The sequence below is a fragment of the Paracidovorax oryzae ATCC 19882 genome (assembly GCF_000687165.1).
Lineage (GTDB): Bacteria > Pseudomonadota > Gammaproteobacteria > Burkholderiales > Burkholderiaceae_C > Paracidovorax > Paracidovorax oryzae.
Window position 1 is genome coordinate 233,720 of the sequence record NZ_JMKU01000008.1, and the last position, 24,930, is coordinate 258,649.

Sequence of the window (24,930 nt, forward strand, 5' to 3'; positions counted from 1 at the left end):
ATGGCGCGCACCGCGCGCGCACTCGATGACCGCCGCGCCGGAATGTGGCGGCATTCCCGCCGCGCGGGTTGGCTCGCGATGGCCGTGCTGGCGATGTGCGCCACGGGCTGCGGCATCCTGCCCCCGCCGCCCGATGCCGTGGTGACGGGGCTTGCCTATGCCCGGCAGCGCATCTTCATCCCGTCGGGTGGTGTGTTCGAGGTGGACGTCCTGGACGTGACCGATGCGGATGCACCGCCTGTCATCGTCGGGCGCCAGACCCTGGAAGAGTTCGAGCGGCTGCCGGTGACGCTGCGCATTCCCTACCGCTCCGCGCAGGTGGTGCCCGACCGGCGGTACGTCGTCCGTGCCATGGTCTCGGTGAACGGCATTGCCTGGATGGCGAGTGAAGGGGTGAATCCGCTGCAGCGCGATCCCGCCTACCGCCACGTGGACGTGCTGCTGCAGCCGCTGCCGCGCAACGCTGGTACCGAACAGGCCGCGGTACCGCTCGCGCAAACCTACTGGAAGCTCACGGAAGTGGACGGAATGGCGGTCCCGCCCGCCCCTGCCGGCCGGCCGCAGGCGCATCTGGTTGTGCAGCCACAGGAAGGGCGGATCACGGGATCCGGCGGCTGCAATCCCTTCATCGCCGCCTACGAGATGTCCGGAGCCGAGCTGCGCGTCGGTTCCATCGATTCGGGGTTGCGGCTGTGCTTCGATACCGGGCTGGCCGAAGGGCTGTACCTGGAGGCGCTGCGCGCCGCGGAGCATTACCGCATCGAGGGGCGGCAGCTCGTGCTCGCCCGGGAGGGCGGGCCGGGCAAGGAAAAGATCCTGCTGCGCTTCGAGGCTCCCGAACTGCGCCTGAAGTGACGCAGCGGGCACGCGGACGCAGCCGGCTCAGTCACTGACCGCCGGTCAGGCGCTCCAGGGCCTCGCGGTACTTCGCGGCCGTCTTCTCAATCACCTCGCGGGGCAGGCGCGGCGCGGGCGCGGACTTGTTCCACGGGGCGCCGTTCACCTGGGCCTGCTCCAGCCAGTCGCGCACGAACTGCTTGTCGTAGCTGGGCGGATTCTCCCCGGCGGCCAGGGCCGCCTCATAGCCTTCCACGGGCCAGTAGCGCGAGCTGTCGGGGGTGAGCACCTCGTCCATCAGCACCAGAGTGCCGTCGGGAGCCAGGCCGAACTCGAACTTGGTGTCGGCAATGATCATGCCCTTTTCGAGGGCGATCGCGGCCGCGGCCTCGTACAGCGCAATGCTCGTGTCGCGGATCTTCGTGGCCAGGTCGATGCCCACCATCTCCACGGTGCGCTCGAAGGTGATGTTCTCGTCATGCTCGCCCACGGCTGCCTTGGCGGCGGGCGTGTAGATGGGCTGCGGCAGGCGGGAAGCGTTCGTCAGCCCGTCGGGCAACTGCACGCCGCAGACCGAGCGGCTGGCCTGGTACTCCTTCCAGCCGCTGCCCGCGAGATAGCCGCGCACCACGGCCTCGACGGGAATCGGGCGCAGCCGCTGCACGAGCATGGAACGGCCGCGCACCTGCGCGGCTTCTTCGGACGACACCACGCTTTCCGGCGCTTCGCCCGTCAGGTGGTTGGGGCAGAGATGGCCGAGTTTGTCGAACCAGAACAGCGCCATCTTCGTCAGCAGTTCGCCCTTGCCCGGGATCGGCTCGCCCATGATGACGTCGAAGGCCGAGATCCGGTCGCTCGCCACCATGAGGATCCGGTCATCACCCACGGCGTAGTTGTCGCGGACCTTGCCGCGTGCGAGCAGCGGCAGCGAGGCCAGGGACGAGGTATGCAGGGCGGAGGGGCTGGGCAGGGTCATGGTGTGAAAAGGGTTGCAAGCGGTAATCCGGCCCCGTGCCGAGAAGCGCGCCGGGACTGCCCGGATTCTAGGGCGCGCCCTGCCGTACAGCCTGTGCATTGTGCGCCCGTCCCGCAGCCCGGTCACCTGTAACAGCAGTATCCCCGGCCGTGCCGCGGTCAGGATTGCATTTCCCGGCAGTGGCGCGCATAGTGGATTCGACAGCGCATGCATGAGCTCCCTTCCGTCGAGCCGCCACCTCGGTCGCCGAGGCGACGGCGTTTACTTCAACGTGCCAAGGAGACTTGTTTATGAATCTGACGATCAGCGGCCACCACCTTGAGGTCACCCCCGCCCTGCGCAGCTATGTGACGGGCAAGCTGGACCGGATCAGCCGGCACTTCGACCAGGTGGTTGACGTGAAGGTGCTTCTCACCGTCGAAAAGCAGAAGGAGAAGGAGAAGCGCCAGCGCGCTGAATGCAATGTGCATGTCAAGGGCAACGACCTGTTCGCCGAGAGTTCGCACTCCGACCTCTACGCTGCGGTGGATGAACTGGTGGACAAGCTCGACCGGCAGGTCGTGCGCCACAAGGACCGCCTGCAGGACCACCATTGCGCCATCAAGCGGGCACAGCCGGCGTGACCGCGAACACGAATTGAACGTCAAGGATTCCACTCGGCGGGATTGACCGGCCTTCACCCCCGGTATCTCCCGCAAAGCCGCCACAAAGGCGGCTTTTTCATGCCCCTTTTCGGGGGCTCAGGGTTTATGCTAAGGGGTGCATAATCGCAATCGCAACCCTTCACCATGAACCGTCTAGCTTCCATATTGCCGGCCGCTCAAGTGCTCGTGAGCGTCGATGCCACCAGCAAAAAGCGTGCTTTCGAGGAGGCGGGGCTGTTGTTCGAGAGCCAGCACGGCCTCTCTCGCGCACTCATCACCGACAGTCTCTTTGCCCGGGAGCGCCTGGGTTCGACCGGGCTGGGCCACGGTGTTGCGATTCCCCACGGACGCATCAAGGGGCTGAAGGCCCCCATGGCGGCCGTTTTCCAGCTGGCGCATCCCATCGGCTTCGACGCACCCGACGAGCAGCCCGTGGGCCTGCTCATCTTCCTGCTCGTGCCGGAGGCCGCCACGCAGAAGCACCTCGAAATCCTTTCGGAGATCGCGGAGCTGCTGAGCGACGGCCCGCTGCGCGAGCGCATCAAGGCCTCCACCGACGCGGCCGAGCTCCACGGTCTCATCGCCGGCTGGCAATCCGCACAGGCCACCGCGTGACCCCATCCTTCACCGCTGCAACGGTGCGCAACACGTGAAACCCAACGTCGTCAGCGCCGATGTCCTCTTCGAGGCCTTCCGCTCTGCATTGAAGTGGGAGTGGGTGGCCGGCCTCGGAGCCTCCGAGCGCCGTTTCGACGAGGTCGCCGTGCGGTCCGCCCGCTCCGGTGCCGATCTGGTCGGCTACCTGAACTACATCCATCCCTACCGGGTGCAGATACTGGGCGAACGCGAGATCGCCTACCTCGTCAACGCCACGCCCGAGGACTGCAAGCGCCGCATCGCGCGCATCGTCACGCTGGAGCCGCCGGTGCTCGTGCTGGCCGACAGCCAGATGGCGCCCGATGCGTTGCTGTCGATGTGCGAGCGCGCGCAGATCCCGATGTTCGCCACGCACGAATCGTCGGCCTTCGTCATCGACGTGCTCCGGGCCTACCTGTCCAAGCACTTCGCCGACCGGATCACCATGCACGGCGTGTTCATGGACATCCTGGGGCTGGGCGTGCTCATCACGGGCGAGTCCGGCCTGGGCAAGAGCGAGCTAGGGCTGGAGCTCATCTCCCGGGGCAACGGGCTGGTCGCGGACGACGCGGTGGATTTCTTCCGCATCAACCAGACCACCATCGAGGGCAAATGTCCCGACCTGCTGCAGAACCTGCTGGAAGTGCGCGGCATCGGCCTGCTGGACATCCGGGCCATCTTCGGCGAGACGGCGGTGCGCCGGAAGATGCGCCTGCGCCTGATCGTGCATCTCGTGCGCAAGGAAACGCTGGAGCGCGAGTACGAACGCCTGCCCTACGAGCCCCTCACCCAGGACGTGCTGGGCGTGCCCGTGCTCAAGGTGGTGATCCAGGTCGTGGCGGGGCGCAACATCGCCGTGCTGGTGGAGGCGGCGGTGCGCAACACCATCCTCAACCTGCGCGGCATCGATACCTACCAGGAATTCGTAGAGCGCCACCGGCGCGCCATGGAACAGCGGGACGGATCCTGAGGGAGGCCGCCGCCCGCCCGCCCGGCACGAAGCGGGGCGGTGGCCGATGCAGGTGGTCAGCGGCCGGAGCCGGACGATGCCTTCGCCGCGCAGGTGGCGCACTGGCCATAGAGAGCCATGGAGTGGTCCTGCACCACCCAGCCCTTGGCCTTGGCCACGAGCTGCTGGCGTTTCTCGATCTCGGGATCGAAGAATTCCTCGACCTTGCCGCAGACCATGCAGATGAAGTGGTCGTGGTGCTGGCCTTCGTTCAGCTCGTACACCGCCTTGCCGCTCTCGAAATTGCTGCGGATCAGGATGCCCGCCTGCTCGAACTGGGTGAGCACGCGATAGACGGTGGCCAGGCCGATGTCGGAGCGCTCGTCCAGCAGCACGCGGAACACGTCTTCGGCCGTCATGTGGCGCTGGGCGCCCTTCTGGAAGATCTCGAGGATCTTCAGGCGGGGCAGGGTGGCCTTGAGCCCGGTGCTCTTGAGTTCGTCGATGTTCGTCATGACAGGGTCCTTCGGTGTGCCAGGGGCGCGCGCCAAGGCCTGGAAGACCAGCCGCTACAATGGTCCGATCATATCGTCTATGCCTATTTCCATGTCCGTCCACGCCCATCGCAGCGCCCGCATGGGCCTGATCCTGTTGCTCGGCACGGGCCTTTCGGCCTGCGGCAGCTTCGATAGCGCCAGCAACCGCATCGCGAGCATGATCACGCCCTACAAGGTCGAGGTGGTGCAGGGCAATTTCGTCTCCCGCGAGCAGGTCGAGGCGCTGCAGCCCGGCATGTCGCGCCAGCAGGTGAAGGAAATCCTCGGCACGCCCCTGGTGACCAGCCTGTTCCATGCCGACCGCTGGGACTACGTCTTCACCCTCAAGCGGCCCGGGGTCGAGGCCCAGTCCCGCAAGCTGACGGTGTTCTTCAAGAACGACGCCTTCGAGCGCGTCGAGGGCGACGAGATGCCCACCGAGGCCGAATTCGTCGCCACGCTCGGCACGTCGCGCAAGACCAAGCCCAAGGTGCCGCAGCTCGAGGCCACGCCGGAGCAGCTCGCCAAGTACCCCAAGGCCGCCACCGCCACGCTGCCGGAGCCGGCCGATTCCGCGGTGCCGCCTCCGCCGTCGAGCTACCCTCCGCTCGAATCCACCACCCGCTGAGCGGCTGGCGAAAGCCGCCCCTTCGAACCCTTCCTCCGCGCGCAATGACCGTATCCGCTGCTTCGACCCCGTCTTCCTCCGGCACTCCGGCGCCGATACGCGTCGCCATCGCGGGGGCGTCCGGCCGCATGGGCCGCATGCTGATCGAGGCGCTGCGCGGCAGCGGCGACGAACTGGTCCTCGCGGGTGCCCTGGACGTGCCGGGCAGCCCGGCCCTGGGCACCGATGCCGCGGCCTTCCTGGGCCATGCCAGCGGCGTGGCCATCACGGCCGACCTGAACGAAGGCCTGGCCGGCTGCGACGTGCTGATCGATTTCACCCGGCCGGAAGGCACGCTGGCCCATCTGGCGGCATGCGCGGAGCATGGCGTCAAGGCCGTGATCGGAACCACCGGCTTCACCGACGCCCAGAAGGCCGAGATCGAAACCTTCGCGCAACGCACCGCCATCGTCATGGCGCCCAACATGAGCGTGGGCGTGAACGTCACCTTCAAGCTGCTGGAGATGGCGGCCCGGGCGCTGTCCACGGGCTACGACATCGAGATCATCGAGGCCCACCACCGCCACAAGGTGGATGCCCCCTCCGGCACGGCGCTCAAGATGGGCGAGGTCATTGCCCAGGCCCTGGGCCGCGACCTCAAGGACTGTGCCGTGTACGGCCGCGAAGGCCTGACCGGCGAGCGCGATCCGTCCACCATCGGCTTCGCCGCGGTGCGCGGCGGCGACATCGTGGGCGACCATACGGTGCTGTTCGCCGGCACGGGCGAGCGCATCGAGATCTCCCACAAGTCCTCCAGCCGCTCGGGCTATGCCCAGGGCAGCCTGCGCGCGGCCCGCTTCCTGGCGGCGCACCGCACGGGCCTGTTCGACATGTTCGACGTGCTCGGCCTGCACGGCTGATCGCCTTCCACCGGCACGGTCGGCCCGGTAACGGCAGTTCCGCCCGCCCGTCCTTCCAGCCCTTCTCCTTTCTCTTGGTGGGGTATCCATGAACGCGTGGCACTGGTGGCATCAGGGGGACATGGTCACCCGCATCTCGGCACTGCTGCTACTGGCCATGTCCATTGCAAGCTGGGTGGTCATCCTCTGGAAGGCGCGCCTGCTGCGGCGCGCCGTGGCCGGCGTGGAGCGGTGCACCGCGGAGTTCTGGCGTTCGCCCACGCTGGAATCGGCGCGCCAGCGTCTGGTGCCGGCCGATCCGGACGGCCTGGTACGGCCGCTGGTGGACGCTGCCGCCGGCTTGGCGGACAACGCCCAGGCCGGCTCGCTCGCCGCGAGCGGACAGCGCGCCCAGCAGCTCACGCGTGTCCTGCGCGATGCGCTTCACCGGGTCCTGGCGCGCCTGCAGTTCGGGCAGGTGCTGCTGGCCACCGTGGGCTCCACGGCGCCTTTCGTCGGCCTGCTCGGCACGGTCTGGGGCATCTACCATGCGCTCACGGCGCTGGCCGGGGGCGGGGCGGTATCGATCGATCGCGTCGCCGGTCCGGTCGGCGAGGCGCTGGTGATGACGGCGGCGGGCCTGGCAGTGGCCATTCCTGCCGTGCTGGCCTACAACCTGTTCGGGCGGTGGATCGGCCGCGTGGAAGCCGACCTCGAAGGCTTCGCCCTCGACCTGCGCGAACTGCTCCTGGACGAACCGCCGTACCGCGGCGATTGACCTGCCGCCTCCAGCCCGCACGCGACACATGGCATTCGGCCGCCTCGAACGCACATCCGCCCCCAAGCCGATGAGCGACATCAACATGACGCCCCTGGTGGACGTCATGCTGGTGCTCGTGGTCATCTTCATCCTGGCCGCGCCGCTGCTGGCCAGTGCCATCCGGCTCGACCTGCCGCGGGCAGAGGGCACCACGCAGGGCGCCGCCGGCGATTCGGTCGAAGTCGCGATCGATGCCGCAGGCCAGGTCTTCGTCGGCGGCGTGCCCGTGGATGGCGCCGCCCTGGCCGAGCGGCTGCACGGCGTGGCGCAGGCGCATCCGCAAGCCGAGGTGCAGTTGCGTGCCGATGCCGGCGTGCCGTATGGCCGGGTGGTCGAGGTGATGGGCGCCGCCCACGCCGCAGGTCTGCACCGCATCGGATTCGTGGCCGAGCCCGGGGCCGCCCCGCCGGCCCCGGCCGCCGCCGCGCGCCCCTGAGCCGCCTGCCGGGGCGCTCCTCTCCGGCGGCCGCCGCCGATCACCCGTCCAGGGCCTCGCGCACCACCGGTGCGCCCGGCGCCTTGCCCCGGAAGATGCTCAGGCGCTGGCCGCCTGCCCGCTTGGCGGCATACATGGCCAGGTCCGCGTGGTGCAGCAGCGTGGCGGCGTTCGTACCGTCACGGGGGTACTGGGCGATGCCGATGCTGGCGCCCAGGCTCCAGCACCTGCCATGGAGCAGCACGGGACGCACTGCGGCCGCCAGCAGCCTGCGAGCGGCCGCGGCTGCCTCGCGGCTGCCGCAGTGGGGCAGTACCGCGGCGAATTCGTCGCCCCCGATACGGGCCACGATGTCGGCCCGTCGCGAGGCGCCCTGCAACCTCTGCGCCACTTCGCGCAGCAGGTCGTCGCCGGCCCGGTGGCCCAGCTGGTCGTTCACCTGCTTGAACCGGTCCAGGTCGATGAACGCGATCGCCAGGGAATGGCCTTCCCGGCGCGCCTCGCGGATCAGGCGCTCCGTGGCCTCCAGCAGGAACGCCCGGTTGGGCAGCCCGGTGACGGCATCCTGGTAGGCCAGCCGGCGGAAGCTTTGCTGGGTGTGCTCCCGCTCCAGCAGCAGTGCGCACAGCCGTGCTCCCGCCTCCAGGGCATGCAGGGGCAGCCCGTCGCAGCCCAGGGCGCCCCGGCCGTGCAGCGTGAAGGAGCCCAGCAGCCGGCCATCGCGGCCCAGGATCGGGGTGGACCAGCAGGCCGTGAAGCCCCGCGCCGCCAGCGGCTCCCGCCACGGGGCCCAGCGCGGGTCTGCCGCGATATCCGTGCAGGCAGCAGAGGCCGAGCGCCAGGCGGCCGCGCCGCGGGCGTCCCCGTCCTGCCCGGCAGGCTGGCCGTCGATGTGCGTGGCCATGACATCTTCCAGCTGGGGGGCCGCCAGGCACCTCAGCTGGCGCTGGCCGTCCACTTCCAGCACCGACACGGCGATGCCCGGCAGCATGGCTTCGATGTCCTCGCACAGGCCGGCAGCGATTTCGGACAGGGGCAGGTCGTGCGCCATCGCGTCGAGCGCCCGGTGCTGCAGCCGTTCGCGCACCTTCGTGGCCGTGATGTCGGTCAGCATGCCGGTGAGCAGCCCGGCCGCCGGCAGAAGCGCCGCCTGCACCCAGATCGGCGTGCCGTCCGCGGGGTGCAGCAATGTCTCGCAGCGGTAACCGGAGGCCGCCGCGGGCAACGGGCCCCCGAGCAGCAGCTGGTGCAGACGGGGATCGGATGGTGGGCGTGCCAGGAGGTCTGCCATGCGTTGCCCGGGCAGGGATGCGGCTGGCCGCCCCAGCAACTGGCCCGTTCCCTCGCTGGCGCAGGTGAACCGGCCCCGGGTATCCAGGGCGAAGACCGCGCACCCGCCGTGGCCCATGCCGCACAGCAGCGCCGGCCAGGGCGCATCAGGGCACGGCGGGGGCCGGGCCTCGCTCCCGGGGGCCGGTGCCACCGGCACGGCAGCGGATTCCATTTTTGCGATGTCTTCCATGCTGCGCTCGCCTCCCACGAGAGTCGTGCCGTCGTACGTGCGGATCGGCTACTATTGTCAGCAATTGGTATGAAATCATCATAGCAAATGGTTCCATCCGGCATGCTAACTTGGTTTGATGGACGAGCGTCGGATTCAGGAGCAGCGGCGGGCACGGCTCGCCGATGCCGTGCGCCGTCTGTCGGAGGGCAACGTGGCTGCTTTCGGTCGCCTGCTGGGCTACCGCGGCGGCGCCTTCGTGCGCCAGATGCTCTGCGGCAACCGTGCCGTGTCGGACAAGACGGTGCGCCACATCGAGTCCCTGCGCGGCATGCACGCCTGGTTCTCGCAGCCGCCGGCGCCGGCCGGCATCCGGGAAACCTCCGTCGCATACGACTTCGACGCAGGGCCTGAGATGTACGAGCTCTTCCCGGTCTCCCTGCATTTGCGGCCCGGCATCGCGGATTACGCGATCTGGCCCGACGAGACCGATGAAGACGCCCCCATCACCTTCCACCGCCACTGGCTGGAGCGTCGCGGCTACATGCCCCAATGCCTGCTGGCCATCCGCGTGCGCGGCTGCGGCATGGAGCCTTCCATCCAGGCAGGCGACATCGTGGTCGTGAACACCTCGGACACCACGTTGCGCGACGGGCAGGTCTTCGCCATCAACGGCTTCGGCGAAGTGCTGCTGAGGCGCGTCCAGCGCGATGGCGGGCATTGGTGGCTTTCGTGCGACAACCCCGACCAGGCCCGCTATCCGCGCAAGGCCTGGGCCGAGCCGGACTGCATCCCCATCGGCCGGCTGGTATTCAAGCAGAGCGAGTCCATCTGAAGCCGCCCGCGGCCCTCCGGCCGTGGCGCCCGGACGAGGGTGTCCGCATCCCGCCTAAAATCCGGCGAACCCCTCCTCCTGCGAAAACGCCGGCGGCCGCCAGTGCGGCCCGGTCCCCTTTTTTCCATGCAAGACAAATACACCCCCGCCGAGGTCGAGCGCGCCGCGCACAGCCACTGGACTGCCCGCGATGCCTACCGCGTGACCGAAGACGCCGGCAAGAAGAAGTTCTATGCCTGCTCCATGCTGCCCTATCCCAGCGGCAAGCTGCACATGGGGCACGTGCGCAACTACACGATCAACGACATGCTCACGCGCTACCTGCGCATGAACGGCCACAACGTGCTGATGCCCATGGGCTGGGACGCCTTCGGCCTGCCGGCCGAGAACGCGGCGCTCAAGAACGGCGTGCCGCCCGCGCAGTGGACCTACGACAACATCGCCTACATGAAGAAGCAGATGCAGGCGATGGGGCTGGCCATCGACTGGTCGCGCGAAGTCGCCACCTGTGATCCGGCTTACTACCAGTGGAACCAGTGGCTGTTCCTCAAGATGCTGGAAAAGGGCATCGCCTATCGCAAGACCCAGGTCGTGAACTGGGATCCGGTGGACCAGACCGTGCTCGCCAACGAGCAGGTCATCGACGGCCGGGGCTGGCGCACCGGCGCACTCGTGGAAAAGCGCGAGATCCCCGGCTACTACCTGAAGATCACCGACTACGCGCAGGAACTGCTCGACCACGTGCAGGTGGGCAACCCGAATGCCACGCTCACCGGCTGGCCCGACAAGGTGCGGCTGATGCAGGAGAACTGGATCGGCAAGAGCGAGGGCGTGCGCTTCGCCTTCACGCATGACATCCGCGGGGAAGACGGCCAGCCCATCGGCGGTGGCCGCATGTACGTGTTCACCACGCGTGCCGACACCATCATGGGCGTCACCTTCTGCGCCGTGGCACCGGAGCATCCGCTGGCCACCCATGCCGCGCGCTCCAACCCCGAGGTCGCCGCGTTCATCGAGGAATGCAAGACCGGCGGCACCACCGAGGCCGAGCTGGCCACGCAGGAGAAGAAGGGCGTGCGCACGGGCCTGACCGTCACGCACCCGCTCACGCAAGAGCCGGTCGAGGTCTGGGTGGGCAATTACGTGCTCATGGGGTACGGCGACGGCGCCGTCATGGGCGTGCCCGCGCACGACGAGCGCGACTTCGCCTTCGCGCTCAAGTACGGCATCGAGATCAAGCAGGTCGTGCTCGTCGATGGCGAGACCTTCGACTACCACCGCTGGCAGGACTGGTACGCCGACAAGCAGAACGGCGTCACCATCAACTCCGACAGTTTCAGCGGCCTGTCGTACCCGGAGGCTGTCTCCGCCGTGGCACATGCGCTGCAGGAAAAGGGCCTGGGCGAGAAGAAGACCACCTGGCGCCTGCGCGACTGGGGCGTTTCCCGCCAGCGCTACTGGGGCACGCCGATCCCGATCATCCATTGCGACGAGCATGGTGCGGTGCCGGTGCCCGAGAAAGACCTGCCCGTGGTGCTGCCACAGGACTGCATCCCGGACGGCTCCGGCAATCCGCTGCACAAGCACGAGGGCTTCCACGCCGGCGTGAAATGCCCCGTCTGCGGCAAGGCCGCGAGGCGCGAGACCGACACCATGGACACGTTCGTGGATTCGTCGTGGTACTTCATGCGCTACTGCGACCCGAAGAACGCCGAAGCCATGGTGGCCGGCGGCGCCGACTACTGGATGCCCATGGACCAGTACATCGGCGGCATCGAGCATGCCATCCTGCACCTGCTCTATGCGCGCTTCTGGACCAAGGTCATGCGCGACCTGGGCCTGGTGAAGGTGGACGAGCCCTTCACCAAGCTGCTCACGCAGGGCATGGTGCTCAACCACATCTATTCGCGCCGCACCGAGAAGGGCGGCAAGGAATACTTCTGGCCGCACGATGTCGAGCACGTCGTGGACGAGACCGGCAAGATCACTGGCGCCCGCCTGAAGAGCGCGGTGGGTGACCTGCCCGTCGGCACGCCGATCGACTACGAGGGCGTGGGCACCATGTCCAAGTCCAAGAACAACGGCGTCGATCCGCAGGAACTGATCGAGAAGTACGGCGCCGATACGGCGCGCCTCTACACCATGTTCACCGCGCCGCCCGAGGCCACGCTGGAATGGAACGACGCCGCCGTCGAGGGCAGCTACCGCTTCCTGCGCCGCGTGTGGAATTTCGGCGTGAAGCTCACGGGCATCGATGCCGCGGCCACCGAGGCCGCCATCCAGGGCGCCGAGAGCCTGAAGGACGTGCAATTCGGCAAGGAGGCCAAGGCGCTGCGCCTGGAGATCCATACCGTGCTCAAGCAGGTGGACTACGACTACCAGCGCATGCAGTACAACACCGTGGTCTCCGGTGCGATGAAGATGCTCAACGCGCTGGAGGACTTCAAGTCCACGGACGCGCCCGGCGGCCTGGTCGCGCTGATCGAAGGCTTCGGCATCCTGCTGCGCGTGCTCTATCCCGCCACGCCCCACATCGCCCACGGCCTCTGGAGTTCGCTGGGCTACGCGAACGCGCTGGGCGACCTGCTGGACGCACCCTGGCCCCAGGTGGATGCCGGCGCACTGGTGCAGGACGAGATCGAACTGGTGCTGCAGATCAACGGCAAGCTGCGCGGCGCGATCCGCGTGCCGGCCGGTGCCGACAAGGCGGAGATCGAGCGCATCGCCCTCGCGAGCGAGGACTTCCACAAGCACGCTGCCGGCGCCGCGCCCAAGAAGGTCGTGGTCGTGCCGGGCCGGCTGGTGAACGTGGTGATCTGATCGCGTTGCCGCCCGTTTTGAACCCATTGCACCAGAGAGACCGCACCATGCTGCAGCGCAAACGCTCGTTCCTGACCTTGCTGGCCGCAGCCCCGCTGGGCGCCGGCCTCACTGCCTGCGGCTTCCATCTGCGCCGCGCGCCGGAGTTCCAGTTCCGCACCCTCTACATCCAGGCCGATGCGGGCTCGGCCCTCGGCCGTGAACTCGAGCGCACCCTCAAGGGCTCGGGCGGCAACCTCACCGTGCTGCGCGATCCCGCCGACCTGCCCAAGGCCGACGCGGTGTTCGAGTTGCTGTCCGAGCAGCGCGAGCGCGTGGTGGTGGGCTACAGCGCGTCCGGCCAGGTGCGTGAACTGCAACTGCGCCTGCGCATCCGCTTTCGGCTGCGCAACCAGCAGGGCACGGAGTTGACCCCGCCGACGGAACTCCTGCAGCAGCGCGACGTGAGCTACAACGAAAGCATCGCCCTGGCCAAGGAGGCCGAAGAGGCGCTGCTCTACCGCAACATGCAGACCGACCTCGTGCAGCAGCTGCTGCGGCGCCTGGCCGCGGCGCGCCTGCAATGAGAATGCCCTGGCCGGCTCCCCACGGGAAGGGTGGTCCATACCCATGCAGATCGCGCTGAACCAGCTGGCCGCACACCTCCAGAAGGGGGTGCGTCCGCTCTACGTGATCCACGGTGATGAGCCGCTGCTGCAGCAGGAGGCCGCGGATGCCATCCGTGCCGCCGCGCGAGAGCAGGGCTACACCGAGCGCAGCAGCCACACTGTGGCGGGCGCGCACTTCGACTGGAGCGCGGTGCTGGCGGCGGGCGGCTCGCTATCGCTTTTCGCGGACAAGCAGGTCGTGGAAATCCGCATTCCCTCGGGCAAGCCGGGCAAGGATGGCGGTGCGGCCCTGCAGCAGATCGCCGCGGCTGCCGCAGGCAACGAGGGCACGTTGACGCTCGTGATGCTGCCGCGGCTGGACAAGGCCACGCGCACCGGCGCCTGGTTCTCGGCCCTGGACCGCGAGGGCGTGAGCGTGCAGATCGACCCGGTGGAACGCGGCGTCCTGCCGCAGTGGATCGCGCAACGCCTGGCGGTGCAGGGCCAGCGCGTGGCTGCAGGGGAGGAGGGGCAGCGCACGCTGCAGTTCTTCGCCGACCGCGTGGAGGGCAACCTGCTGGCTGCCCACCAGGAAATCCAGAAGCTCGCCCTGCTGCACCCGCCCGGCGAACTCTCCTGGGGCCAGGTCGAGGCTGCCGTGCTCAATGTGGCACGCTACGACGTCTTCAAGCTCTCGGAGGCCGTGCTGTCCGGCCAGGTGGCGCGCATGCAGCGCATGCTCGACGGCCTGCAGGCCGAAGGCGAGGCCGAGGTACTGGTCCACTGGACCCTCGCCGAGGACATCCGCTCCCTGAAGCGCGTGAAGGATGCGGTGAATGCCGGCAAGCCGCTGCCCATGGCCCTGCGTGAAAACCGCGTCTGGGGGACGAAAGAGCGGCTCTTCGAGCGCATCGTGCCCCGTTTTTCCGATGCCGCCGCTTCGCGCCTGCTGCAGTCCGCCCACATCGTGGACGGTATCGTCAAGGGCCTCAAGGTGCCCGACTGGCCGGTCGATGGCTGGCAGGCACTGCACCGGCTGGCGCTGCAGCTGTGCAAGGCTGTCAGGTGAACACCCCTGAGTCGCCTATTGGGCGTTGACCTGGATCCGCGCCTTGTCCACCCAGGCCTGCAGGCTGTCGATCAGGCCGCCCTGGCTGAACGAGCAGCTTTCCTCCGAGAACAGCGCCGAGGATTCGAGCCGGTCCAGCAGATCCGCCAGCACCTGGGCGTAGCGCGGCGGCAGTGCCTCCAGCAGCGCCGCTTGTGCGCGTGCCACCTCGCTGAAGGCGTGAGGCGTCGTGCGCGCGGCGCGAAGGTCCTCCACGGCCGTGGCGAGGGTGGTGAGCTGGGCGGCTGGCAACGCAGTGGTCGGGGTGGTCGTCATGGCGGGCGAGGGTAGCAAAACCGGCGCGTGCCGCCCGGCGGGGAAACCCGTGCCGGGCAGGCGGCGCAGCGATGCGTCAAAATCACGCCCATGAACGCGCAGCACATCGCCGAAACCCTCCACGCCCTCGGATCCCAGGCCAAGGCCGCCTCCGCGCTGATGGCGCGGGCGCCATCGGCCGTCAAGAACCGGGCACTGCTGGCGCTGGCCCGCCGCCTGCGCGACAACACCACCGCCCTGCAGGCGGACAATGTCCGCGATCTCGAGCGCGCCCGGGCTGCCGGCCTCGCCGAGCCCATGGTGGACCGGCTCAAGCTCACTCCCAGGGTCCTGGAGACCTGCGCCCTGGGCTGCGAACAGCTCGCGGCCATGGGCGACGTGATCGGCGAGATCTCCGGCATGCGCCAGCAGCCCAGCGGCATCCGCGTGGGCCAGATGCGCGTGCCGATCGGCGTCTTCGGCATGATCTACGAAAGCCGCCCCAACGTGACCATCGAGGCCGCCTCGCTGAGCATCAAGAGCGGCAACGCCTGCATCCTGCGGGGCGGTTCCGAGGCCATCGATTCCAATCGCGCCCTCGCGCGCCTCGTGCAGGAGGCGCTCGAGGAGGCCGGCCTGCCCGGCGATGCCGTGCAGCTCGTGCAGACCACCGACCGCGAAGCCGTGGGACACCTCATCGCCATGCCACAGTACGTGGACGTCATCATTCCCCGCGGCGGCAAGGGCCTGATCGAGCGCATCAGCCGCGATGCCAAGGTGCCCGTCATCAAGCACCTGGACGGCAACTGCCACACCTACGTGGACGACCCCTGCGATGTCGCCATGGCCGTGAAGGTGGCCAACAATGCCAAGACGCAGAAGTACAGTCCCTGCAATGCCAGCGAAGGGCTGCTCGTCGCGCGTGGCGTGGCGGCCGAATTCCTGCCGCAGATCGGCGTCGTCTATGCGGCCAAGGGCGTGGAAATGCGCGGCTGCCCGGAGGCCCTGGCCCTGCTGGCCGGCGTGCCGGGCGCCACGCTCGTGCCCGCCACCGAGCAGGACTGGTCCGAGGAATACCTCGCGCCCATCATCAGCATCAAGGTGGTGGACGGCCTGGACGAGGCGATCCACCACATCAACCGCTACGGCAGCCACCACACCGACGCCATCCTCACGCGGGACCACATGCATGCCCAGCGCTTCCTGCGCGAAGTGGATTCGGCCAGCGTGATGGTGAATGCCAGCACCCGTTTCGCCGACGGCTTCGAGTACGGCCTGGGCGCCGAGATCGGCATCAGCACCGACAAATTCCATGCCCGCGGCCCGGTGGGCATCGAAGGCCTCACCTCGCTCAAGTGGGTGGTGCTCGGCGAGGGCGACATCCGCGCATGAGCGGACCGCTGCCGGCGGACTTCCTCCCCCCTTCCTCCGTTCCTGCCGCATGAAGATCATCATCCTGGGCGCGGGCCGCGTGGGCGAGAGCGTGGCCGACAGCCTGGTGTCCGAGAAGAACGACATCACCGTCATCGACACCGATGCCCGGCGCCTGCGCGACCTGGAGTCGCGCTTCGACCTGCGCGGCGTCGTCGGCAGCGGCATCGATCCTGAGGTGCTGGCCGAGGCCGGAGCCGCGGATACCGACCTGCTCATCGCCTGTGCCGCGCTCGACGAGACCAACCTGGTCTGCTGCAAGATCGCCCAGCTGATCTTCAACGTGCCCACGCGCATCGCGCGCGTCCGCTCCTCGGGCTTCGGCGCCGGCGACGAGCGGGGCCGCGCGCTGCTCGGCAAGGAGGGCTTGGCGGTGGACCGCATCATCTGCCCGGAAGAGTCTCTCACGCGCTACATCGGCAAGCTCGTCCAATATCCCGAGGCCCTGCAGGTGCGGGAATTCGCGGGCGGCCGTGCCTGCCTGGCCTCCGTCCGTGCCCGGGCCGGCGCGCCGGTCGTGGGCATGCGCATCGCCGACATGCGTGCGAGTGCTCCCGATGTCGCCATGCGCGTGGTCGCGATCTACCGCCGCTTTCCGGAAGAGCCCGACCGTTTCGTGGCCTGCGACGGCACCACCCGCATCGAGGCCGGCGACGAAGTCTTCGTGCTCGCAGCCCGTGAGCAGGTCCCTCGGGTGCTCGCGGCGCTGCACCAGCGCGGCGGTGTGCCGCCGCGGCCGGTGCGCCGCATCATGATCGCGGGCGGCGGCCGTGTGGGGCTGCGGCTCGCGCGCCAGTTGGCGGAGCAGGGCGGCTTCCACGTCAAGATCCTGGAGTCGAACGCCGATCGCTGCACGGAACTGGCCTCGGTGCTGCCCGCGGAGGTGCTGGTACTGCACGGGGACGCCACCGATGAAGACCTGCTCGGCGACGAATGCATCGAAGAGGTGGACCTGTTCCTTGCCATCACCGACGATGACGAAGACAACATCATGGCCTGCCTGCTCGCCAAGCGCATGGGCGCGAGCCGGGTGCTTGCACTGATCAACCGCCGCTCCTATGCCGACCTCATGCACGGCACGCAGATCGACATCGCGCTCTCGCCGGCGCAGGCCATGCTGGGCGAACTGCTTGCCTACGTGCGCCGCGGGGATGTCCAGGCGGTCCACAGCCTGCGCCGCGGCGTGGCCGAGGCGCTGGAGATCGTCGCCCGCGGCGACCGCAGAAGCTCGCGCGTGGTCGGCCGCCGCGTCGGCGAAATCCACCTGCCGCATGACGTGCACATGGGGCTCATCGTGCGCGGCCTTGGCGAGCACGCCACGGCCGATGCGGGCGAGGGCGTGTCCGTCCCCGCCGTCGAGCCGGAAGTCATCATCCCGCAGAGCCACACGGTCATCGAAAGCGGCGACCATGTGGTTTTCTTCCTGCCGCACAAGCGGCTGGTGCGCGAGGTGGAAAAGGCCTTCCGGGTGAGCGCGACGTTTTTCTGACCGCGATGTCCGTGCCTTCCGCGCTTTCCGAGGCCCTGCCGGACCTGCTGCCGGTGCTGCGCGTGTTCGGCGCGCTGCTCGCGATGTTCTCCTGGGCCCTGGGCGTTCCCCTGGGGGCGTCCGTGTGGGCCGGAGAAGGCCTCTGGCCGGTCTATGCCGGCAGCCTGGGAGTCACCTTCGCGTGCGGCTGCGCACTCTGGCTCGGCCTGCGCCGGCATGCGCGGGAGCTGCAACCCCGCCACGGCGTCATGCTCGTGTCGCTGGTCTGGCTGGTGCTGCCGCTGTTCGCATCCCTGCCGCTCATGGTGGCGCTGCATGCCATCGGTCGCTCCATCGGCTTCACGCACGCCTACTTCGAGGCCGTCTCCGGGCTCACCACCACGGGTGCGACCGTGCTGTCCGGGCTCGACTCGCTGCCCCTGTCGGTCAACATCTGGCGCACTTTCATGCAATGGATCGGCGGCATGGGTATCCTCATCCTGGCCGTCGCCGTGCTGCCGCTGCTCGGCGTGGGTGGCAGCCAGCTCTTCAAGGCCGAAGCCGCGGGACCCGTCAAGGACACCAAGCTCACTCCCCGCATGACCCAGACAGCCAAGGGCCTCTGGGGCGTGTATGTCGTGTTCTCCCTGGCCTGCGCGCTCGCGTTCTGGGCTGGCGGCATGGCGGTCCCGGATGCGCTGATGCACATGTTCGCCACGGTGAGCCTCGGAGGGCTGTCGCCTTACGACGCCAGCTTCGGCCACTTCCACTCGCCCCTGCTGGAGGCGATCGCCATCGTCTTCATGGTACTGGCCAGCTGCAACTTCGCGCTGTATTTCGTCGCCCTGCGCAAGGGGCACTGGCGTACCTGCTGGCACGATCCTGAACTGCGAGCCACCGTGTGCACCCTGCTCGGCAGCGGCCTTTTCGTGGCGCTGCTGCTCTGGTTCAAAGGCATCTACGCGCCCCTGGACGCGTTGCGGCACGGCATGTTCCACACCGTGTCCGTGGCCACCACCACCGGCTTCGCCACCACCGATTACCTCGGGTGGCCGGTGTTCGCCCCGGTCTTCCTGCTCATGCTGTCCGGCGTGGCGACCAGCGCCGGCTCCACGGGCGGGGGCATCAAGATGGTCCGGGTGCTCATCCTGCTGCAGCAGGCGCGCCGCGAGATGACGCGGCTCGTGCATCCGCGCGCGGTGCAGCCGGTGCGCCTGGGTTCCGCCGTGGTCGAGAACCGGATGATCTTCGCCGTGCTGGCCTACATGCTGGTCTATGCCGCCACCATCACGGTGCTCAGCATGGTCCTGCTGCTCACCGACCTGGACGTCGTCACCGCCTTCAGCGCCGTGATCGCCAGCGTCCACTGCACCGGCCCGGGCCTGGGCCTCATCGGTCCCGCGGCCAATTACGCCGTGCTCACCGACTTCCAGCTCTGGGTCTGCACGCTTGCCATGCTGCTCGGCCGGCTGGAGATCCTCAGCTTCATGGCGTTGCTCACGCCCGCTTTCTGGCGGCGCTGATCCCACGGCACTTCGCGGCGGAAAAAGCTTGCGAACCCGGCCCGCGCCCCCAAATCCCTACAATCGACTCCACTTTCGGCGCAATGCCGTCTTCCCTGATTTCCGAGGGTACCCCATGGTTCCGCATCTCATCACCGCCCTCACGGGGCCGATCAACGAGCTAGAACAGCGCATCCTCGACGCCATGCCTGCGATCGAGCGCTGGTTCCGGCTCGAGTGGATGGAGCACACACCGCCCTTCTACACCTCGGTGGACATCCGCAATGCCGGCTTCAAGCTCGCGCCCGTGGACACCAACCTCTTCCCCGGAGGCTGGAACAACCTCACGGCCGAGATGCTTCCGCTGGCCGTGCAGGCCGCCATGGCCGCGATCGAGAAGATCTGTCCCGAGGCGCGCAACCTCCTCATCGTCCCCGAGAACCACAGCCGCAACACGTTCTACCTCGCGAACGTGATCCAGTTGCAGCGCATCTTCAACATGGCCGGGCTCAACGTGCGCGTGGGCTCCATCAGCCCCGAGATCAAGAAGCCCACCACCGTCACGCTGCCCAACGGCGACTCGGTCACGCTGGAGCCTGTCGTGCGCGACAAGGGCCGCCTGGGGCTCAAGAACTTCGATCCCTGCACCATTCTGCTCAACAACGACCTGTCCGCCGGCCCTCCGGGCATCCTGGAGGATCTGCACGAGCAGTACCTGCTGCCGCCCTTGCATGCCGGCTGGACCGTTCGCCGCAAGAGCCGCCATTTCCAGAGCTACGAGGAGGTGTCCAAGCGCTTCGGCAAGCTCCTGGGCATCGACCCCTGGCTCATCCATCCGCTCTTCAGCCACTGCGAAGGGCTGGATTTCAGCGAAGGTGCGGGCGTGGAGGCCTTGCGCTCCGCCTTGGATGCCCAACTGGCCAAGGTCCGGCGCAAGTACAAGGAATACGGCATCAATGAGAAGCCGTTCGTCATCGTCAAGGCCGACAACGGCACCTACGGCATGGGCGTCATGACCGTGCGCGATGCCAAGGACCTCGACGCGCTCAACCGCAAGACGCGCAACAAGATGGCCATCGTCAAGGACGGCCAGCCGGTGACCGACGTCATCCTTCAGGAAGGCGTCCTGACCCGCGAGCGCGTGCACGAGGCCGTGGCCGAGCCCGTCGTGTACATGATGGACCGCTACGTGGTCGGCGGCTTCTACCGCATGCATGCCGAGCGGGGCGTGGACGAGAACCTCAATGCGCCCGGGGCGAGCTTCGTGCCGCTCGCCTTCGAGCAAAGCACCCACCTGCCCCAGCCCGGAGCCCGGCCCGGCGCCAGCGCGCCCAACCGGTTCTACATGTATGGCGTGATCGCCCGGCTGGCCATGCTGGCGGCCAGCTACGAACTCGAGGCGACCAACCCCGAGGCCGAGATCTACGAATAAGCCACTGCGCAGCGCTGCAGACTCCCCGTCTGGCGCTTAGTTGCTGCCCTGCAACATGGAGCGGCCTGTGGGAGTGCTTTCCCCGCTCCTTGTCACAATAGCGGTCCCCCAATACCGGAACCCCATCCGGCACGGTGCCGGAGGGGCCCTGCAGTGCAACGCTCCAAATCCTCGCTTGCGGCGCTCACCCTCGGCGCCATCGGCGTCGTGTATGGCGACATCGGCACCAGCGTGCTGTATGCCGTCAAGGAAGTCTTCGGCTCCGGCCACGTGGCCTTCACGCCCCAGAACGTCTATGGCGTGCTGTCCATCCTTTTCTGGACGCTCACGACCATCGTCTCGCTGAAGTACGTCGTGCTTGTCCTGCGGGCGGACAACAACGGCGAAGGCGGGCTCATCGCCATGCTGGCCCTGGCCTCCCAGGCGGTGAAGGACAAGCCGAAGCTGCGTTCCGCCCTGCTGGGCATAGGCGTCTTCGGCACATCCCTGTTCTACGGCGACGGAGTCATCACGCCCGCCATCTCCGTGCTGTCGGCGGTGGAAGGGCTGGAAGTCGTATCGCCGCACTTCGGGCGGGCCGTCATCCCCCTCACGCTCGTCGTGCTGTTCTGCCTGTTCGCCGTGCAAAAGCGCGGCACCGGTGGCATCGGGCGCTATTTCGGGCCGGTGACGCTGGTGTGGTTCACCTCCATCGCGGCCCTCGGCGTGCCGCACATCATGGGGCACCCGGAAATCCTGGGGGCCCTGAGCCCGCACCACGCGCTCGGCTTCATCTGGCGCAATCCGGGAACGAGCTTCATCATCCTCGGCGCCGTGGTCCTCTGCGTGACCGGTGCCGAAGCCCTCTACGCCGATCTCGGGCACTTCGGAAAAAAGCCGATCCGCCTGGCATGGTTCAGCGTGGCGATGCCCGCCCTCACCATCAACTATTTCGGGCAGGGCGCCCTCCTGCTCGCCGAGCCGGAAGCCGTCAAGAACCCCTTCTACATGATGGCCCCCGACTGGGCCCTCATCCCGCTCGTGATCATGGCCACCGTGGCCACCGTCATCGCCTCCCAGGCCCTGATCACCGGAGCGTTCAGCGTGACCAAGCAGGTGATCCAGCTGGGCTACCTGCCGCGGCTGAACATCCTGCACACCAGCGTGCGCGATACCGGGCAGATCTACATACCGTTCGTCAACTGGGCACTGTTCCTCGCCATCGTGCTGGCCGTGGTCATGTTCCGTTCCAGCAGCAACCTCGCGGCCGCCTATGGCATCGCCGTCACGCTGGACATGCTCATCACCACCGTGCTCACCTTCTTCGTCATTCGCTACGGCTGGCGGTATCCGCTGGCGCTGTGCATCGGGGCCACGGGCTTCTTCTTTCTCGTGGATCTCGCCTTCTTCAGCTCCAACCTGCTCAAGCTGCTCCAGGGCGGCTGGTTCCCGCTGATGATCGGCTCCATCGTCTTCATGCTCATGATGACCTGGAAGCGCGGCCGCGAGCTCCTGAACGAGAAGCTGCGCGCCGACGCCATCGACCTGAGGGATTTCCTCACGGCCGTATTCGTCAGTCCGCCGACACGCGTGGATGGCACGGCCGTCTTTCTCACGGCGGAGCCGGGCGCGGTGCCGAACGCGCTGCTCCACAACCTCAAGCACAACAAGGTACTGCACCAGCAGAACCTGTTCGTCACCGTCCGCAACCACGAAGTCCCCTGGATCGGTCTCGACAAGCGCCTGCAGGTCGAAGCCCTCGGGGGCGACTGCTGGCAGGTCATGGTGCACTACGGCTTCAAGAACGACCCCGACCTTCCGGGCGCGCTGGCGCTCATGCGCGGGCGCGGTTGCGAACTGGAGTCGATGACCACCAGCTACTTCCTCTCCCGGGACGTGGTCACCCCGACGATCGGCAGCGGCATGGCACCCTGGCGGGAGAAACTCTTCGCACAGATGCACCACAACGCGAGCGGAGCCGCAGGCTTCCTCAACCTGCCCAGCAATTCCGTGGTGGAGCTGGGCTCCAAGATCGAGATCTGAAAGGACGGGGCAGCCCCGGGTGTCCCGGGGCCATCCTCGTGCAGAGGGATGCGCGTTCGCGCAGATTGACAGAATCCTGCCCCTCATGCGTTCCTTTCTCAGAGATATCAGCCTCTCCGCTACGGCGGCGGGATTCGTCGCGGTGCTGGTGGGATTCACCAGTTCAGTCACCCTCGTCTTCCAGGCGGCCCAGGCCTTCGGTGCCACGCCCGCCCAGATCACTTCCTGGATGTGGGCCCTCGGGCTCGGCATGGGACTGTGCTCCCTGGTTCCTTCACTGCTCCTGCGCCAGCCGGTGATGGTCGCCTGGTCCACGCCCGGTGCCGCGGTGCTGGCGTCGGCAGGCCTTGCAGGCGGCTATTCCATGGGCGAGGCGGTAGGCGCCTTCATGCTGTGCGCCGTGCTCATCACCCTTGCTGGCGCCACGGGCTGGTTCGAGCGCGCCATGCACCGCATCCCGGCAGAGATCGCCTCCGCGCTGCTGGCCGGCGTGCTCGCGCGCTTCGGCATGCAGGCTTTCGTGGCCGCCCAGACTGCGCTGCCGCTGGTCCTGCTGATGCTTTTCACCTACCTCATCGCACGCCGCTGGTTGCCGCGCTACGCCATCGTGCTCACGCTGGCTGCCGCCATCGCATTCACGGCCGCTCAAGGCCAGATATCGCTGGCGACCGTCCACCTCGCCTGGGCCGTCCCGGTCTTCACGGCCCCGGAGTTCACCGCGTCCGCAGTCATCGGCCTGGCGCTGCCGCTTTTCGTGGTCACCATGGCATCGCAGAATCTTCCGGGCGTGGCTGTCATCCGGGCCTCCGGCTACCCTCTGCCGGTGTCCCGTCTCCTGACCATGACCGGGCTGGCCACCCTGGCGCTGGCGCCTTTCGGTGCCTATGCCCTTAACTTCAGCGCGATCACTGCTGCCATGTGCATGGGGCCGGAGGCGCACGAAGACCGGTCGCGCCGATACACGGCTGCCGTGGCCTGTGGCGCGCTGTATGTCGTCATCGGCCTGTTCGGTGCGGTGGTGACCGGACTGCTGACTGCATTCCCGCGCGAGCTGGTGGTCGCCATCGCCGGCCTGGCACTGCTCGGAACCATCGGCTCCGGCCTGTCCACCGCGCTGCGCGACGATTCACACCGTGAAGCTGCACTCATCACCTTCCTCGTCACCTTGAGCGGTGTCGTGATCGCTGGCGTTGGCTCCGCCTTCTGGGGCGTGGTCGCCGGCGTGCTCACGCTATTTGTGCAACAGTACGGACGCCGCCCCCGCGGCGCCTGATACCACCTTCCCAGCCCAGACGAAATCATGAACATTCTTTTCGTTGCCGATCCGGTCGAACACTTCAAGATCTACAAGGACACCACGTTCTCGATGATGCGAGAGGCCCAGCGCCGGGGGCATATGGTGAGCGTTTGCGAGCCGGGCCACATTCGCTGGGAGCAGGGAAGCAAGGTAACGGCGCGCGTACGCGACCTCCACCTCACGGGTGACGCGCAGGCCTGGTTCACCGTGGCAGGCCTGCGCGAGGCCGAGCTCTCCGGATTCGGCGCCGTGCTCATGCGCAAGGATCCTCCCTTCGATAGCGAGTACTTCTATGCCACCCATCTCCTCGAGCAGGCCGAGCGGGAGGGGGCGAGGGTCTTCAACAAGCCCCGTGCGTTGCGCGACCATCCCGAGAAGCTGGCCATCATGGAGTTTCCCGACCTCATCGGGCCCACGCTCGTCACGCGGGACGCGGGCGACATCCGGCGCTTCCACGCGGAACATGGGGACATCATCCTCAAGCCGCTGGACGGGATGGGCGGCATGGGCATCTTCCGGGTCAAGGCCGACGGACTCAATCTGGGCAGCATCATCGAAACCCTCAACCACGATGGCGCGCAGACCGTCATGGTGCAGAAGTTCCTTCCCGAGATATCCGAAGGGGACAAGCGCGTCCTCATCATCGGCGGCGAGCCTGTACCTTATTGCCTTGCACGCATTCCCCAGGGATCGGAAGTTCGTGGCAATCTCGCTGCCGGCGGCAAGGGGGTGGCGCGCGCGCTCACTGCCCGCGATGTCGAGATCGGCCGCCGGCTCGGTCCCGTACTGCTGGAGCGGGGCATGCTCCTGGCAGGCGTGGATGTCATCGGCGACTGCGTCACCGAAATCAACGTGACGAGCCCCACCTGTTTCCAGGAGATCTTCGACCAGACCGGATGCGACGTCCCGTCGCTGTTTATCGATGCGCTGGAGAAACAGTTGGAATTGAGCTGAAGGCGATTTTTGTTGCTATACTAGCGGGCTTCGCTACTGAGATTGCTGTGATTCCTGAGGGGGTTGCGGTGGAAGCAGGTGGCGAAGGCGGTAGAAGAGAAAAGTTTTGCTGAGAGTTGCGCTGGTGCTAAAAACTGGTGTAGAATTCAAGGCTTCGCTGATCTGAAGTGCTGCAAGAGATTGCGGTGGTTAAGGTTGGTGGGTGGTTGGAAGTCGAAAGATGAATAACCACAAAGTTTGACAGGACTTTAAAAACTCTGTTAGAATTCAAGGCTTCGCTGATTGCAGCGAGTCAAGAAGAAAAGAGAAATCTGATCTTCTGGTTCCTTAAAAATATACAGCCGATAAGCGTGGGCGTTTGATGGCGAGTGCCAAGTT

General features: G+C 67.4%; 23 protein-coding genes. 19 read left to right on the forward strand and 4 right to left on the reverse strand.

Features of this window, described 5'->3' with window-relative positions; genetic code table 11:
- A complete protein-coding gene (locus T336_RS0108525; RefSeq protein WP_026432225.1) occupies positions 1–855 on the forward strand; it encodes an META domain-containing protein in 855 nt (284 codons plus the stop codon).
- A gap of 31 nt (positions 856–886) precedes the next feature.
- Here T336_RS0108525 and T336_RS0108530 read toward each other — a convergent pair whose 3' ends face one another.
- Entirely contained in the window at positions 887–1,813 is a 927-nt protein-coding gene (locus tag T336_RS0108530) for a phosphoribosylaminoimidazolesuccinocarboxamide synthase (protein ID WP_019703778.1), read from the reverse strand.
- 290 nt (positions 1,814–2,103) lie between these two features.
- On the opposite strand from T336_RS0108530, the gene hpf reads away from it, so the two are divergent.
- From hpf to hprK, 3 genes are all read left to right on the forward strand, one after another.
- Positions 2,104–2,436, forward strand: coding sequence for a ribosome hibernation-promoting factor, HPF/YfiA family (gene hpf / locus T336_RS0108535; RefSeq protein ID WP_013596826.1), 333 nt, complete (start codon positions 2,104–2,106; stop codon positions 2,434–2,436).
- 165 nt (positions 2,437–2,601) lie between these two features.
- On the forward strand, positions 2,602–3,072 hold the full coding sequence (locus tag T336_RS0108540; RefSeq protein ID WP_013596825.1) for a PTS sugar transporter subunit IIA: 471 nt from the start codon (positions 2,602–2,604) through the stop codon (positions 3,070–3,072).
- A gap of 34 nt (positions 3,073–3,106) precedes the next feature.
- Complete coding sequence (gene hprK / locus T336_RS0108545) at positions 3,107–4,063, forward strand: HPr(Ser) kinase/phosphatase (protein ID WP_013596824.1); 957 nt, start codon at positions 3,107–3,109, stop codon at positions 4,061–4,063.
- Positions 4,064–4,119: 56 nt separating this feature from the next.
- On the opposite strand, the gene fur is transcribed toward hprK, so the two are convergent.
- On the reverse strand, positions 4,120–4,557 hold the full coding sequence (gene fur / locus T336_RS0108550; protein ID WP_013596823.1) for a ferric iron uptake transcriptional regulator: 438 nt from the start codon (positions 4,555–4,557) through the stop codon (positions 4,120–4,122).
- A 91-nt stretch (positions 4,558–4,648) separates the two neighbouring features.
- On the opposite strand from fur, the gene T336_RS0108555 reads away from it, so the two are divergent.
- The 4 genes from T336_RS0108555 (at position 4,649) to T336_RS0108570 (ending at position 7,340) form a co-directional block, all read left to right on the forward strand.
- Positions 4,649–5,206 carry an outer membrane protein assembly factor BamE gene (locus tag T336_RS0108555; RefSeq protein WP_013596822.1) on the forward strand — a complete coding sequence of 186 codons (558 nt, stop codon included), beginning with the start codon at positions 4,649–4,651 and terminating at the stop codon, positions 5,204–5,206.
- A gap of 44 nt (positions 5,207–5,250) precedes the next feature.
- A complete protein-coding gene (gene dapB / locus T336_RS0108560) occupies positions 5,251–6,105 on the forward strand; it encodes a 4-hydroxy-tetrahydrodipicolinate reductase (RefSeq protein ID WP_026432226.1) in 855 nt (284 codons plus the stop codon).
- An 88-nt stretch (positions 6,106–6,193) separates the two neighbouring features.
- Positions 6,194–6,862 carry a MotA/TolQ/ExbB proton channel family protein gene (locus T336_RS0108565; RefSeq protein ID WP_019703776.1) on the forward strand — a complete coding sequence of 223 codons (669 nt, stop codon included), beginning with the start codon at positions 6,194–6,196 and terminating at the stop codon, positions 6,860–6,862.
- Between the two features lie 28 nt (positions 6,863–6,890).
- Positions 6,891–7,340, forward strand: coding sequence for an ExbD/TolR family protein (locus T336_RS0108570; protein WP_026432227.1), 450 nt, complete (start codon positions 6,891–6,893; stop codon positions 7,338–7,340).
- Between the two features lie 40 nt (positions 7,341–7,380).
- Here the strand turns inward: T336_RS0108570 and T336_RS0108575 are convergent, their stop codons facing one another.
- Positions 7,381–8,862 carry a diguanylate cyclase domain-containing protein gene (locus T336_RS0108575; RefSeq protein ID WP_026432228.1) on the reverse strand — a complete coding sequence of 494 codons (1,482 nt, stop codon included), beginning with the start codon at positions 8,860–8,862 and terminating at the stop codon, positions 7,381–7,383.
- 118 nt (positions 8,863–8,980) lie between these two features.
- On the opposite strand from T336_RS0108575, the gene T336_RS0108580 reads away from it, so the two are divergent.
- From T336_RS0108580 to holA, 4 genes are all read left to right on the forward strand, one after another.
- The gene (locus T336_RS0108580; RefSeq protein WP_019703773.1) at positions 8,981–9,676 is read left to right on the forward strand and encodes a S24 family peptidase; all 696 of its coding nucleotides are present in this window, start codon (positions 8,981–8,983) and stop codon (positions 9,674–9,676) included.
- 126 nt (positions 9,677–9,802) lie between these two features.
- Positions 9,803–12,496, forward strand: coding sequence for a leucine--tRNA ligase (leuS, locus tag T336_RS0108585; protein ID WP_026432229.1), 2,694 nt, complete (start codon positions 9,803–9,805; stop codon positions 12,494–12,496).
- A gap of 47 nt (positions 12,497–12,543) precedes the next feature.
- Positions 12,544–13,062, forward strand: a complete 519-nt coding sequence (locus tag T336_RS0108590) for an LPS-assembly lipoprotein LptE (protein WP_019703771.1) — start codon at positions 12,544–12,546, stop codon at positions 13,060–13,062.
- Positions 13,063–13,105: 43 nt separating this feature from the next.
- Positions 13,106–14,152, forward strand: a complete 1,047-nt coding sequence (gene holA / locus T336_RS0108595) for a DNA polymerase III subunit delta (RefSeq protein WP_019703770.1) — start codon at positions 13,106–13,108, stop codon at positions 14,150–14,152.
- 15 nt (positions 14,153–14,167) lie between these two features.
- Here holA and T336_RS0108600 read toward each other — a convergent pair whose 3' ends face one another.
- Positions 14,168–14,467 carry a hypothetical protein gene (locus T336_RS0108600; protein ID WP_019703769.1) on the reverse strand — a complete coding sequence of 100 codons (300 nt, stop codon included), beginning with the start codon at positions 14,465–14,467 and terminating at the stop codon, positions 14,168–14,170.
- A 90-nt stretch (positions 14,468–14,557) separates the two neighbouring features.
- Between T336_RS0108600 and T336_RS0108605 the strand changes: the two genes are divergently transcribed.
- The 7 genes from T336_RS0108605 to gshB all read left to right on the forward strand — a co-directional run bounded on the left by T336_RS0108605 (position 14,558) and on the right by gshB (position 24,552).
- Positions 14,558–15,838, forward strand: coding sequence for a glutamate-5-semialdehyde dehydrogenase (locus T336_RS0108605; protein WP_026432230.1), 1,281 nt, complete (start codon positions 14,558–14,560; stop codon positions 15,836–15,838).
- Between the two features lie 49 nt (positions 15,839–15,887).
- Entirely contained in the window at positions 15,888–17,366 is a 1,479-nt protein-coding gene (gene trkA, locus T336_RS0108610; RefSeq protein WP_026432231.1) for a Trk system potassium transporter TrkA, read from the forward strand.
- Between the two features lie 35 nt (positions 17,367–17,401).
- The gene (locus tag T336_RS0108615; RefSeq protein ID WP_026432232.1) at positions 17,402–18,868 is read left to right on the forward strand and encodes a TrkH family potassium uptake protein; all 1,467 of its coding nucleotides are present in this window, start codon (positions 17,402–17,404) and stop codon (positions 18,866–18,868) included.
- A 115-nt stretch (positions 18,869–18,983) separates the two neighbouring features.
- Positions 18,984–20,279 carry a glutamate--cysteine ligase gene (gene gshA, locus T336_RS0108620; RefSeq protein ID WP_026432233.1) on the forward strand — a complete coding sequence of 432 codons (1,296 nt, stop codon included), beginning with the start codon at positions 18,984–18,986 and terminating at the stop codon, positions 20,277–20,279.
- Between the two features lie 153 nt (positions 20,280–20,432).
- Positions 20,433–22,301, forward strand: a complete 1,869-nt coding sequence (locus tag T336_RS0108625) for a potassium transporter Kup (protein ID WP_026432234.1) — start codon at positions 20,433–20,435, stop codon at positions 22,299–22,301.
- A gap of 85 nt (positions 22,302–22,386) precedes the next feature.
- A complete protein-coding gene (locus T336_RS0108630) occupies positions 22,387–23,574 on the forward strand; it encodes a benzoate/H(+) symporter BenE family transporter (RefSeq protein WP_051647095.1) in 1,188 nt (395 codons plus the stop codon).
- A 27-nt stretch (positions 23,575–23,601) separates the two neighbouring features.
- A complete protein-coding gene (gene gshB, locus T336_RS0108635) occupies positions 23,602–24,552 on the forward strand; it encodes a glutathione synthase (protein ID WP_026432236.1) in 951 nt (316 codons plus the stop codon).
- Positions 24,553–24,930: the final 378 nt, after the last annotated feature.